The sequence below is a fragment of the Sphingomonas sp. URHD0057 genome (genome assembly GCF_000620665.1).
In the GTDB taxonomy this organism is placed as follows: domain Bacteria; phylum Pseudomonadota; class Alphaproteobacteria; order Sphingomonadales; family Sphingomonadaceae; genus Sphingomicrobium.
In genome coordinates this window covers 129,916-142,740 of sequence record NZ_JIAU01000007.1, presented here as the reverse complement: position 1 = coordinate 142,740, position 12,825 = coordinate 129,916, and the positions used below count along the sequence as shown (strand labels likewise).

The window sequence follows — 12,825 nt, the reverse complement described above, 5'->3', positions numbered from 1 at the left end:
TCCCTAGAAGGGAGGGGCTAGGGGTGGGTGCGCGAAGCGCGCAATGCTACCCTTGTCACATGGGCTGGCGCGTTGAACATGACAAAACCCATCGCGCACGGACTCTTCGCAACAGTGCGACCAAGCATGAGCGCAAGCTGTGGGGCATTATTTCGCGCCTGCGGCCGAAATTCACGCGCCAGCTTCCAGTCGGTCCGTACACCGTCGACTTCGCATCTCGCCAAGCGAAGCTGATCGTCGAGTTGGACGGCAGTCAGCACGCAGACTCAGAAACCGACCGCGCCAGAGACGACTATCTGCGTCGCGAAGGTTGGACCGTCCTTCGCATCTGGAACAACGAGCTAGACCAGAATCCTGACGGGGTTCTTGAGGCGATCACGGACCGAGCCGCCGAATGCCTCGGCGGCACCCACCCCCAACCCCTCCCTTCCAGGGAGGGGAGACCGAGGCGCCACCGCTTCGACTAAATTCCCCTCCCTGGAAGGGAGGGGCCAGGGGTGGGTGCGCGAAGCGCTCAATGCTACCTGGCCGGAATGACCCACATCGATCTCGACCAGGCGCCGGTCGCGCCGCGCGGAAGCCTCGGCGGAGTCCCCGTCGTCGACCTGTCCGCGCCGCACGAGGCGGTCGCCGCCGCGATCGCGCAAGCGTGTCGCGACTGGGGCTTCTTCCAGGTCACCGGCCACGGCGTTTCGGGCGGTGAGGTCGAGCGCGTCATCGCCACCGCCCGCGCCTTTTTCGCCCGCCCGCGCGAGGCCAAGCGCCGGCAATTGCGCTCGCGCGACAACCCCTGGGGCTTTTACGACCGCGAGCTCACCAAGGAGCAGCGCGACCGCAAGGAGGTGTTCGACATCGGCCCGGACGCGGGCGGGTTCGCGGCGGTGCCCGGCGACCCGTTCGAAGGGCTGACGCCATGGCCCGAGATGCCGCAATCGTTTCAACCCGCGATGCGCGATTGGTTCGCGGCGATGGCGGGTGTCGCGCAACGCCTCGTCGCCCTGATCGGCGAAGGCCTGAGCGACGGCGGCGAGATGAGCCGCGCCTTCACCCCCGCGCACACCAGTTATTTGCGTCTCAACTTCTATCCGCTCGGCGACGCTCTCGCGGAGGAAACGGGCAGCGAGGCCAGGCTCGGCATCCACCACCACACCGACGCCGGCGCGCTCACCGTCCTGCTCCAGGATGGCGTCGGCGGGCTTCAGGTCCATCATCTGGGCCAGTGGCACGACGTCGAGCCGCTCCCGGGCGCCTTCACCATCAACATCGGCGACATGGTCCAGGTCTGGTCCAACGACCGTTACCGCGCCCCACCCCACCGCGTCCTCGCAATGGACCGCGCCGAGCGTATCTCGATCCCGTTCTTCTATAACCCGGCTTACTCCGCCGACATCCGCCCGCTGATCGGCACGCCGCATTACGCGCCGCTCAACTGGGGCGAGTTCCGCCGCCGCCGCGCCGACGGCGACTTCGCCGACTACGGCACCGAAGTGCAGATCAGCGACTGGCGGGTCGCGGCGATGTAACGATCAGCTAGAGTCTGCTTTCGACCCATTGCAGACATTGGCGCATCGACTACGGTTGATGAATGATCGTCGTAATCGCTCTGCTCGCAGCTGCCTCGCAATCGATGACCTGCGTCCCCTATGTGCATGGCGAGCGCGAATTGACCCTGGGCGCTAGAGAATACAGCGGGAAGCGGTATTCCTCGGCTTACCGCCATTACGCGTCAGGCTTGAAGGTCATTCATCCTCTTGCGGTGGAGAGCGCGGGCGAGATTCTTGGTCTCAAGGATGACAGTCATTTCGCTGAGGTCGTCGCGGAGGATGACGCGCGGGCGGGCAGGTATCGCACAGCAGCCAAAATTCTGGGCCGCATCCTAACTATGCGCCTCCAAAACATCCACGAAGTGCACCGCTGCCATTAGCTCGCTTATGCCTGCTTTCCACCCATTGCAGACATTAGGCTTCACGTTAGTTTCGGCACATGAGCAAACTAAGCTTGGTTCACGCGGGCCGCGGGGGAAGCGACTTCTCGCCATACCTCTATCGCGTTCTTCGCGACGGCGAATGCGTCGCTGAGATTTCTCACACCTACCGAGGCGATGAGCACTTCCTGCGGAAACCGGGAGGCGAATGGCGGTCGAGCGACCAGCTCATCGAGGGGAGCGGCCCTGTTCCGCCGAGCCTTTCCAAGGGAGGAGTTAGAGCCATCGAGAGGCTCCTCGCAAACTAAGTTGTAATGTCCGCTTTCCACCCAATTGCAGACACTAGGGGTTTGAAAAAACACTGTCCTACATCCATGCATTTGTGCTCCACGCTGCGCGATGGAGCTGATGAACTTCCGCCGTCCCGTTGACTCCACCGCAAATCCATCCGCGCGCTGCCCACAACCATGCTCGTCACTGCGAACATTGGTGAACATTCGCGCCGCCCCATCCCGCTTTTCGCGCCACCTTCGCTCGGCTAATCGGCGTCCATGCTGAAGCCTGTCGCCACCGACATTGAATCCCTCAGGATCCTCGACGAGCGGCTGCGCTGGCTTTCGGCGTGGACGATCCACCACGCCAACCACATTCGCGAGCACGCCGACGGGCTGAAGGTCGGCGGGCACCAGGCGAGCTGCGCCTCGATGAGCGCGATCATGGCCGCGCTCTATTTCCACGCGCTCGGCCCCAACGACCGCGTCGCGGTCAAGCCGCACGGCGGGCCGCTGCTCCACGCGATCCATTACCTGCTCGGCTCACAGAGCCGCGAGCAACTCGAGAACTTCCGCGGCTTCGGCGGCGCGCAAAGCTATCCAAGCCGGACCAAGGACAAGATCCCGGTCGATTTCTCGACGGGCAGCGTCGGCCTCGGCGTCGCGATCACCCTCTTCGCCAGCCTCATTCAGGATTACCTCACCGCCCACGGCCGGCTGAACGAGACGGACCGCGGCCGCTTCGTGGCGCTGATCGGCGATGCCGAGCTCGACGAGGGCAACATCTACGAGGCGATCATCGAGGGCGCCAAGCACGACGTCCGCAACCTGTGGTGGATCGTCGACTACAACCGCCAGAGCCTCGACGCGACCAGCGCCGACCGCATGTTCGAGCGCTTCGACGAGATTTTCAAAAGCTGCGGCTGGCGGGTGGCCGAGCTGCGCTACGGCAAGCGGCTGCAGGCCGTGCTCGCCGAGCATCCGACGCTCAACGGCTGGTTCGAGGCCCTGAGCAACGCCGAGCTGTCGGCGCTCCATTACCAGGGCGGGGCGGCGTGGCGGAAGCGGCTCGATACAGAGTTCGGCAAGGACGCGGCCGAGTTCCTCAGCCAATATGACGATGACGCCCTGGCGTCGCTGTTCACCGACCTCGGCGGCCATTGCATGGAGACTTTGATCGAGGCGTTCGACGTTGCGGACGACGATGTCCCGACTTTGTTCATCGCCTGGACGATCAAGGGCTTCGGCCTGCCTTTCGCCGGCCACAAGGACAATCACGCAGGCCTCATGAACCCGACGCAGATGGCCGCGCTGCGTCAAGCGATGAACGTTCGCGAAGGCGAGGAGTGGGAAAAGCTCGAAGGCATCGGCGACAATGCGCGGCCCGGAGTCCAGGCGCTGATCGAGCGCAGCCGGATTGCCCGCGACAAGCGCTCGCGCAGCTTCGGCAGCGTCGGCGTCCCCGCGATCCCGGCGCCGGCCGGCGACGAGCAAAGTACGCAAGCCGCGTTCGGCCGGATCCTGCTCGACCTGTCGAAAGCCGGCGGCGAGCTCGCCGACCGCATCGTCACCACCTCGCCCGACGTCACCGTCTCGACCAATCTCGGCGCCTGGGTCAACCAGCGCGGACTCTTCCGCAGGACCGAAATCGGCGATGTTTTCGCGAAAGAAAAAATTGCATCAGCACAAAAATGGAATGCCAGCAACAATGGCCAACATATCGAGTTGGGGATCGCGGAATCCAATCTTTTCCTGATGTTGGCCGCCGCCGGCCTCAGTGGCGACCTGTTCGGCCAGCGCCTGTTCCCGATCGGAACGCTCTATGATCCATTCATCGCCCGCGGCCTCGATGCGCTCAACTACGCCTGCTACCAGGACGCCCGCTTCCTGCTCGTCGCCACCCCGAGCGGCATCACCCTCGGCCCCGAAGGCGGCGCGCACCAGTCGATCAACCCGCCGCTGATCGCGCTCGGGCAGCCCGGCCTGCGCCATTACGAACCCGCCTACGCCGATGAGGTCGCGGCGATGATGGAGCACGCCTTCCGACTGATCGACGACCCCGGCGGCGAGAGCACCTACCTCCGCCTCTCCACCCGCAGCATCGTCCAGGTCGAGCGCTCCGACGAGGACTGGCGCGAGGGTGCGCTCGCCGGCGGCTATTGGCTGCGCGAGCCCGGCGCAAACGCCGAAGCCGCGATCGTCGCCATGGGCGCGGTGATGCCCGAAGCGCTCACGGCGTGGGAAGAATTGAGCGAGGACATCCCCGGCCTCGGGCTGCTCGCCGTTACCTCGCCGGACCTGCTTCACCGCGGCTGGATTGAGGCGCAGGCCAGGCGCTGGAGCGGGGCGCGCGAGGCCAGTCACATCGGGCAGCTGCTGTCGCGCCTCTCACCCAACGCCGGACTCGTCACCCTCGCCGACGCCGCGCCCGCGTCCTTGTCCTGGCTCGGCGGAGTCCTCGGTCAGCGCGTCGCGCCGCTCGGCGTCGACAAGTTCGGCCAGACCGGCAGCCTCGCCGATCTCTACGCCGCCTATCGGCTTGACGGCACGGCAATCGCCGAGGCCGCCGCGGAAATTTTGCTCCAAAACGGTTCTTAAAGGCCCTGTTTACGCGCGTAAGTTAAGCCCACACCCGGACCGGGGGACGAAGTTGACCAAGCAGCCCAATTCATTCTGGGATGAAGCCGCGCGCCGAACGCAGCCGGGGCGGCCGCTTGCCGTGGAGGCCGTGGATGCCGTGGAACCGCCCAAGCGCAAGCCGCTGCGCCGCGATCCGCCGCCGCTTTCGCCGGCCATGATCCCGACCGAGGACGCGCTTCACCGGCGGCTCGCCGAAGAGCTCGAATATGCGCGGCGAATGCTCGACATCATGGGCGACGCGCTGGCGTCCGACGGCGCGGTCGTCGTCCGCCACGGGACCTCGCTTCAGTCGGTCGACATCGTCGGCCAGATGATCGGCCACATCGCCAACGTCATCCGGTCGAGCGATCCCGAAGGCGCGGTCGAGCTGATCGGCATGGCTGAGCTCAAGTCTCGCCTCCAGCGCCGCAGCATCGGCTGACTTTGCAAGGCGAGTGCGCTCGCCTAGAGCGCACGGATGCCCGGGCGCTATTTCGATGAATGGCAAATCGGCGACCAGGTCGCGCACGCGATCACGCGCACGGTCACCGAGACCGACAATATCCTGATCTCGACGCTGACCCACAATCCGCAGCCGATGCACCTCGACGCCGAGGCGGCCGAAGCCAGCGAGTTCGGCCGGATCCTCGTCAACAGCTGCTTCACCTTCAGCCTGACCGTCGGGATTTCGGTCGCCGACACCACGCTCGGCACGCTCATCGCCAATCTCGGCTTCGACGAGGTCAAATTTCCCAAGCCTGTCTTCTACGGCGACACCTTGCGGATCGAGAGCGAGGTTGTGGCGCTGCGTGAGAGCGGCTCGCGGCCCAACGCCGGGATCGTCACCTGGGAGCATCGCGCGCTCAACCAGCGCGACGAGGTCGTGTGCACGATGAAGCGCACCGCGCTTCTGCTCAAGACGCCGTGACCGCCGAGCCCCGCAGCTGGCTGTTCGTCCCCGCCGACAGCGAGCGCAAGATCGCCAAGGCGCTCGACAGCGACGCCGACGCGATCATCTTCGACCTCGAGGACAGCGTCGCCCCGGCGATGAAGCCGGTCGCGCGCGATGTCCTCCGCAACCTCCTCAAGCGCTCGGGCGGCCCGCAATGGTGGGTGCGGATCAACCCGCTGGCCTCGGAGTATCACAAGGACGACCTCGACATCCTCGGCATCGCCGACGTGCACGGCATTGTCCTGCCCAAGACCGAAAGCGGCGACGACGTGCGCCAGCTCGCGCACCGCACCGGCAACATCCCCATCCACGCGATCGTCACCGAAACCGCCGCCAGCCTGTTCGGCCTGCTCAGCTACCGCGACGCATCGTCGCCGCTGGCGGCGATGAGCTGGGGCGCGGAGGATCTGTCGGCCGCGCTCGGCGCCTCCTCCAAATATGACACGGATGGCGAACTCGCCTTCCCCTACCAGCTGGCGCGTAGCCTGTGCCTCGCGGGCGCCGTCGCCGCGGCCGTTCAGCCGGTCGACGGCGTATTCGCTGACTTCAAGGACGAGGCGGGCTTGCGGGCCGAGGCGGAAGCCGCGCGGCGCGAAGGCTTTACCGGCAAGCTCGCCATCCATCCCGCGCAGGTGCCGGTCATCAACGCCGCCTTCACACCGTCGAAAGCGGACGTCGAGCACGCCGAAGCGATCGTCGCCGCATTCGAGGCACAGCCCGGCGCGGGCGTCTTGAGCGTCCACGGCAAGATGGTCGACCGCCCGCACCTCACCCAGGCCCAGCGCATTTTGGATCGCTCACGATAGGAGGCACTCATGGCCACGACTGCAGAACCCCGGAACGTCATCGAGGCCACGAACGCGCCGACCACCGCCAAAGGCTGGGGCACCGAGGCTCCGGACCAGCCGCTGCGGCCGATGGAGTTCGAGCGCCGCGCGCTCCGCCCCGACGACGTGGCGATCAAGATCACCTACGCCGGCATCTGCCACAGCGACCTCCATACCTGCCGCAACGACTGGGAAGGAACGCTCTACCCGGTCATCCCCGGCCATGAGATCGTCGGCACCGTCACTGCGGTCGGCGACGAGGTAACGCGGCACCAGGTCGGCGACACCGTCGCCGTCGGCTGCATGGTCGACAGCTGCATGGAATGCGACCAGTGCCTCGCCGGCTGGGAGGTGTTCTGCCGCAAGGGCTGCGTCCAGACCTACAACAGCGCCGACTATCACGACGGCACGATCACGAAGGGCGGCTACACCGACCATATCGTCGTCCGCGACCATTTCGTCCTCAAGGTCCCTGACGGCATGGACGTGAGCCGGGTCGCGCCCTTGCTGTGCGCCGGCATCACCACTTACTCGCCGCTCCGCCAGTACGATGTCGGCCCGACCAGCAAGGTTGCCGTCGTCGGCCTCGGCGGCCTCGGCCACATGGGCGTCAAGCTCGCCGCCGCGATGGGCGCGCATGTCACCATGATTACGACTACTCCGAGCAAGGGCGAGGATGCGCGCGCGCTCGGCGCCCATGATGTGATCAGCTCTACCGATCCGGCACAGATGGAAGCGGCGGCGACCCGTTTCGACTTCATCCTCAACACGATCCCGGTCAGCCACGAGATCGACGGCTATCTTCAGCTGCTTGGGCGCTCCGGAAGAATGGTGATCGTCGGTGCGCTGATGCAGATGCCGGGCTTCGTCGGCTCCAATCTCATCTGGTGGAACAGGGCGGTCGGCGGATCGGCCATCGGCGGTATTCCCGAGACTCAGGAGATGCTCGATTTCTGCGCCGCCAAGGACATCTATCCCGACGTCGAGTTCATCCAGATGAGCGAGGTCAACCATGCCTATGAGCGGCTGCTGAAAAACGACGTCCGCTACCGCTTCGTGGTCGACATGAGTCGGGGCCTGTGAGCGAAATCGTCCATCCCGTTCCAGATGGATTTGGGGCGCGTATCGGCCCCGGCGAGCTTGCTCGCCTCAATGCGCTCGCCGATACCGATCCGGACCGCTTCTGGCTCGAGCAGGCCGAGCGCCTGACCTGGGACAAGCCTCCGACGCAAGCCGGCGACTGGTCCTTCGACGAAGAGAATTTCGGCATCCGCTGGTACGCCGATGGTAAGCTCAACCTGTCGGTCAATTGCCTCGACCGCCACTTGCCCGAACATGCCGACCGGGTCGCGCTGATCTTCGAAGCGGACGAGCCTGGCGAAGGGCGCAACGTCACTTACCGGGAGCTGCACGAGGAGACCTGCCGCTTCGCCAATCTCCTGAAGCAGCGCGGCATCAAGCGCGGCGACCGCGTGATGATCTATTTGCCGATGATCCCCGAAGCCGCGGCCGCCATGCTCGCCTGCGCTCGTATCGGCGCGATCCACTCGGTGGTGTTCGGCGGCTTCTCGCCCGAAAGCCTCGCCGGGCGCATCGCCGACTGCGACGCCTGCGCCGTGATCACCGCCGACGAGGGTGTGCGCGGCGGCAAGCCCATCCCGTTGAAGCGCAACGTCGACGAAGCGCTCGCGACCCGCGACGTTCCGACCGTAATCGTCGTCACCCGCACCGGCGCCGACGTCCCGATGAAGCAGGGCCGCGACGTTCGCTACAGCGACCTCCGCGAAGGCCTGTCGCCGGAATGCGTGGCCGAAGTGATGAATGCGGAAGACCCGCTGTTCATCCTTTATACCTCCGGATCGACCGGGCAGCCCAAGGGCGTCGTCCACACCACGGGCGGCTATGCGGTATGGGCCGCGACCACCTTCGACTGGGTGTTCGATTACCGCGAGGACGACATCTTCTGGTGCACCGCCGACGTCGGCTGGATCACCGGTCACAGCTACGTCGTCTACGGGCCGCTGATGAACCGCGCGACCAGCGTGATGTTCGACGGTGTTCCCAATTACCCCGACTTCGGCCGCTTCTGGGAGACGGTCGACCGCCTCGGCGTGACCATCTTCTACACTGCCCCGACCGCGATCCGCGCGCTCGAGCGCGAGGGCGACGAGTGGGTGACGCGCCATTCGCGCAAGTCGCTGCGCCTGCTCGGCTCCGTCGGCGAGCCGATCAACCCCGACGCCTGGGACTGGTATTGGCGCGTGGTCGGCGACCAGCGCTGCCCGGTGGTCGACACCTGGTGGCAGACCGAGACCGGCGGCATCCTGATTTCTCCCATCCCCGGCGCGACGCCGATGAAACCAGGAAGCGCGACGATGCCACTACCGGGTGTGAAGCCCGTTCTCGTCGATCCACAGCACAACCTGCTTGAAGGCGCCGCGAGCGGCAATTTGTGCATCGCGGCGTCCTGGCCCGGGCAGATGCGCACCCTGTGGGGTGATCACGGCCGCTTCTTCGAAACCTATTTCAAGACTTATCCCGACCTCTACTTCACCGGCGACGGCTGCCGCCGCGACGAGGACGGCTATTACTGGATCACCGGCCGTGTCGACGACGTCATCAACGTCTCCGGCCACCGCATCGGCACCGCCGAAGTCGAAAGCTCGCTGGTCAGCCACCCGCAGGTCGCCGAAGCGGCGGTCGTCGGCTACCCGCACGAGATCAAGGGCAGCGCCATCTATGCCTTCGTCACGCTCAATGCCGGCGTCGAAGACAGCGAGGAGTTGCGCAAGGAACTGGTGCAGGAGGTGCGCCACGACATCGGCGCGTTCTCCGCACCCGACAAGATCCACTTCACGCCCGCTTTGCCCAAGACCCGATCGGGCAAGATCATGCGCCGCATCCTGCGCAAGATCGCCGAGGGCGAGACTGCGGGCTTCGGCGACACCTCGACCCTGGCGGACCCCAGCGTGGTCGACGCCTTGCGCGCCGGCCGCCAGTGAAATTCGCAACGCTTGTCGGCCTGGTCGCCGTCGCGTCTCCCGCCGTTGCGGCGGACAAGCCGCGGCTCGACATGGTCGCCTTCTTCACCGGGCACACGCGCACCGAGAACGTGCTGCGCGTCGTCCTGCACAAGCCCGTTCCGCTGATCGTCGAAAGCGTCGGCGGCAAGGGTGACAAAGGCGACTTTGTGATGATGGATACGGTGCACGAGGGCGACAAGCCGGTGCAGACGCGCAAGTGGATCATGCGCTCCGCGGGGCCCAACCACATGACCGGCACGCTCACCGACGCCATGAGCCCGGTCGACATGGTCCTCAGCGGCGACTCTGCCGTCATCCGCTACAAGATGAAGGGCGGCCTCAACATCGAGCAGCGCCTGCAGGTGCAAGCCGACGGCAGAACGATGTCCAACCACGTCGTCGCGAAGAAGTTCGGTCTCAAGTTCGCCCGCGTTGACGGCACGGTCCGCAAGCTGGACTAGCCGGAGCGCTGAATGAACACCGCCTCGAACTGCTGGAGCTCGGCAGCTGGAATGTCCGAGACGGCGGCAAAGCGGAGCCCGTTGCGCGTCCATTCCCTGACCGCGAAGCCGTCCTCCACGAAAGCGCGATCCCCGCCGGCGCCGCTCGGCCACACGTAGAGGTTCACCGTGTGCAGCCGCCGATGATAGACGATCGCCGCGACCGTTTTCCCGTCGATCGAATCGAGCCGTCCGCCCGCCAGCGGGAACCCGCGGTCGGCCAGTTCAGGGACCGGCGGCGCGAAGTCGATGCGGCCGTTGAACCACGGCTTCACGATGTGTTGATTGGTCGTCTGGACGTCGGTGAGATGGCCCGGCTGAAGTGACCGCACGTGGCTGGACACCAGCTCACGATCGATCGGCGAAGGCGCCGCAAGCGGGGCAAATGTCACGAACGCCAGCGAGGCCGCCACGGCGCCGCCAAGCGCGGGCGCGAGCCACCGCGCCACTCTGTTCTCGTTAGCGGCTTTCAGGGCGACTTGCGGCGATGCCTCGATCCGCTTCGAGAGCGCCGCCGGAGCAGAGTGCCGGACGCCATCGATCTGAAGGAGGTTGCGTACCGCCTGCAGGCGTTCGACTTCTTCGCGACAGCCTTCGCAGCGCGCCACATGCGCTTCGGCCAGCGCGGTGTTCGCGGCATCGAGCTCGCCATCGACGAGCCCGCCGAGGAGCAGCTCCTGGTCAACGCACGCGGCCGTCATTTCACGCTCCTCGATTGTTCCGGCTGGACCTCCCCGGATGGTAGCAATTGCTTGGCCAGCATGGTCCGCCCGCGCGACAGGCGCGACATGACGGTGCCCACCGGCACCCCGCTGACCTGGGCGATTTCGGCATAGGACAGATCTTCGAGGTCGCGCAGTACCACGGCCTCGCGGAAAGGCTCGGGTATGGCCTCGATGGCGCTGCGCACCCGATCCACGTCCGATTGCCGCGACGCGGTCTCTTCGGGCGTCGGACCGGCATCGGCCACGTGGCCCAGCTTCGCGACCGCCTCCTCGCCGAGGTGACTTTCGGGAACGACCAGCGCCATTCGGCCGCTGGCGCTGGCCTGGGCCGTGCGGGCGCAGTTGCGCACGATCGCGAACAGCCAGGCGCGAGCCGAGCCGCCGCGGAACTGGCCGAAGCTGCGGAAGGCGCGGAGCACCGCGTCCTGGACGATATCCTCGCTGAGCTCGGCATCGCGCGTCAGGTAACGGGCGAGATTGTAGGCGCCGTCGAGGTGGGAGAGGACCAGCCGCCGGAAATCGTCGGCTTGGGCGACGCCGAGCGACGAATCGCCCGGCGCCGAACCCGCGCCGGCCGTTCGCCGTCGCGTGAAGAAGGAGGGAGAGAATGTCTTCACGAAGCTGCGGCCAGTCCCATCCTCACGCCTTGACGACGATCGTTCCCGTCATGTGGGGGTGAAGCGAGCAGAAATAGCCGAATTGGCCGGGCTTGGCGAAAGTGAACGAAAAGCGGTCGCCGCTGTCGAGCACGTTCGACTTGAAGCTGCCGTCCTTCGCCACGACCGTATGCGGAATGTCGTCGCCGTTGGTCCAGGTAACCGTGGTCCCCGGCTTCACGGTCAAGAGGGGTGCCTTGAACGTGAAATTGTCGATGCTGACCGCGGCCGCCGGCGCCGGCGCCGCGCGGCTGATGGCCGAAACCGTAGAGATGATCAGTGCGCAGGCGACGAGCACAGCAGCCTGGAACGAGAGGGTCTTCACTCCTCGAGTCATGGTTGGATTCCTTCAGGCCGAAAGGGTGGAGTCGATCAGCGCGATGCGGTCGTGGCCGCGCACGAACATCGCATCGGTAATGCCGAGCATCTGGCGCAGCTGCTCGGACGGCACTTTGAGCGGCCCGGGCGACGGCGCTGTGCCCGGCGCTGGCTGCGGAAAAGCGGTGGACCGGGCAGTGTGAAACGCGACTCGCCCTTCGATCTTCTGGGTGATCTGGTGGATGTGTCCGTTGAGAACGGTCACCGAGCCGAACCGGGCGAGAAGCTTTAGCGCCTCGGCGGCATCATCGGTGCCCCAGCCCCATTCGGCATAGACCGTCCAAAGCGGGATGTGAGCGAACACGATGATCGGCGTGGATGAGGATCGGCTGGCGAGATCGCCCTTGAGCCAGGCGAGCTGTTCCGGGCCGAGATTGCCCATGCCGCCGGGTTTCAGGTCCGCGACATTGACCAGCGCGATGAAGTGGACGCCGCGGTGGTCGAAGCTGTACCAGCCGGCGCCCTTGGTTCCCTTGCCGAAGCGGTCGAGGAAGAGCTTGCCGCCGTCGGCATCGAGCATGTCGTGCTCGCCGGGAACGAAGAACACTGGCAGGCCGGTGCCCTTGAGCATCTGCTCGGCGTCATCGAACTCGCTCTCGCGCGACAATTGCGACACATCGCCGGTGTGGATCAGGAAATCCGGCTGCTGAGGCAGCGCCTTCACCTTGGCAATCGCCTCGGCGAAAGTCGCCCGGGCATCCGGATTGGGCGGCTTGTTGAAGCCAATGTGGCTGTCGCTCAGCTGGACGAAGGTAAAGGGCTTGATTGCGCTACGCTTGACCGGCGCCGCCAGCGCGCTGTCGAGCCCGATCGAGCTCCCGATCCCCCCGTCGAAGGCGAGCAGTGCGCCGGTCCCCGCCCAGGCCATGCATTTCAAAAAGCCGCGCCGGTCGTTGTCCATTTCGTCGAGCATCATTTCGTCCCTGTGTTGAGGCACGGATGCTTTGAC

14 protein-coding genes are annotated in these 12,825 nt (G+C 65.8%); 10 read left to right on the top strand and 4 right to left on the bottom strand.

The window, feature by feature from the left end; all coding sequences use genetic code 11:
• The first annotated feature begins 59 nt into the window (after positions 1–59).
• From N539_RS15820 to N539_RS0106420, 10 genes are all read left to right on the top strand, one after another.
• Positions 60–467 carry an endonuclease domain-containing protein gene (locus N539_RS15820; protein ID WP_037552414.1) on the top strand — a complete coding sequence of 136 codons (408 nt, stop codon included), beginning with the start codon at positions 60–62 and terminating at the stop codon, positions 465–467.
• Positions 468–533: 66 nt separating this feature from the next.
• A complete protein-coding gene (locus tag N539_RS0106465; protein WP_028969608.1) occupies positions 534–1,523 on the top strand; it encodes an isopenicillin N synthase family dioxygenase in 990 nt (329 codons plus the stop codon).
• A 62-nt stretch (positions 1,524–1,585) separates the two neighbouring features.
• The gene (locus tag N539_RS0106460; RefSeq protein ID WP_028969607.1) at positions 1,586–1,924 is read left to right on the top strand and encodes a hypothetical protein; all 339 of its coding nucleotides are present in this window, start codon (positions 1,586–1,588) and stop codon (positions 1,922–1,924) included.
• Between the two features lie 551 nt (positions 1,925–2,475).
• Positions 2,476–4,794 (top strand): transketolase, encoded by a 2,319-nt coding sequence (locus N539_RS0106450; protein WP_028969605.1) that lies wholly within the window; start codon positions 2,476–2,478, stop codon positions 4,792–4,794.
• 52 nt (positions 4,795–4,846) lie between these two features.
• Positions 4,847–5,257 carry a hypothetical protein gene (locus tag N539_RS0106445; protein ID WP_156029795.1) on the top strand — a complete coding sequence of 137 codons (411 nt, stop codon included), beginning with the start codon at positions 4,847–4,849 and terminating at the stop codon, positions 5,255–5,257.
• A gap of 36 nt (positions 5,258–5,293) precedes the next feature.
• Entirely contained in the window at positions 5,294–5,743 is a 450-nt protein-coding gene (locus N539_RS0106440; RefSeq protein WP_028969603.1) for a MaoC family dehydratase, read from the top strand.
• Positions 5,740–6,573, top strand: coding sequence for an HpcH/HpaI aldolase/citrate lyase family protein (locus N539_RS0106435; protein ID WP_028969602.1), 834 nt, complete (start codon positions 5,740–5,742; stop codon positions 6,571–6,573). The genes N539_RS0106440 and N539_RS0106435 overlap by 4 nt, the downstream gene beginning before the upstream one ends.
• Before the next feature lie 9 nt (positions 6,574–6,582).
• A complete protein-coding gene (locus N539_RS0106430; protein WP_051531562.1) occupies positions 6,583–7,677 on the top strand; it encodes an NAD(P)-dependent alcohol dehydrogenase in 1,095 nt (364 codons plus the stop codon).
• A complete protein-coding gene (acs, locus tag N539_RS0106425; protein ID WP_028969600.1) occupies positions 7,674–9,596 on the top strand; it encodes an acetate--CoA ligase in 1,923 nt (640 codons plus the stop codon). Before N539_RS0106430 ends, acs begins: the two co-directional genes overlap by 4 nt.
• Entirely contained in the window at positions 9,593–10,078 is a 486-nt protein-coding gene (locus N539_RS0106420) for a DUF3833 family protein (protein WP_028969599.1), read from the top strand. The genes acs and N539_RS0106420 overlap by 4 nt, the downstream gene beginning before the upstream one ends.
• Here N539_RS0106420 and N539_RS0106415 read toward each other — a convergent pair.
• From N539_RS0106415 to N539_RS0106400, 4 genes are read right to left on the bottom strand one after another with little or no spacing between them, the layout of a single operon-like run.
• A complete protein-coding gene (locus N539_RS0106415) occupies positions 10,075–10,818 on the bottom strand; it encodes an anti-sigma factor family protein (protein WP_028969598.1) in 744 nt (247 codons plus the stop codon). The genes N539_RS0106420 and N539_RS0106415 overlap by 4 nt on opposite strands.
• The gene (locus N539_RS15815) at positions 10,815–11,459 is read right to left on the bottom strand and encodes a sigma-70 family RNA polymerase sigma factor (protein ID WP_051531561.1); all 645 of its coding nucleotides are present in this window, start codon (positions 11,457–11,459) and stop codon (positions 10,815–10,817) included. Before N539_RS15815 ends, N539_RS0106415 begins: the two co-directional genes overlap by 4 nt.
• A 22-nt stretch (positions 11,460–11,481) precedes the next feature.
• Positions 11,482–11,835 (bottom strand): cupredoxin domain-containing protein, encoded by a 354-nt coding sequence (locus tag N539_RS0106405; RefSeq protein ID WP_051531559.1) that lies wholly within the window; start codon positions 11,833–11,835, stop codon positions 11,482–11,484.
• A gap of 12 nt (positions 11,836–11,847) precedes the next feature.
• Positions 11,848–12,789 carry a metallophosphoesterase family protein gene (locus N539_RS0106400; protein WP_231462925.1) on the bottom strand — a complete coding sequence of 314 codons (942 nt, stop codon included), beginning with the start codon at positions 12,787–12,789 and terminating at the stop codon, positions 11,848–11,850.
• Between the last annotated feature and the right edge of the window lie 36 nt (positions 12,790–12,825).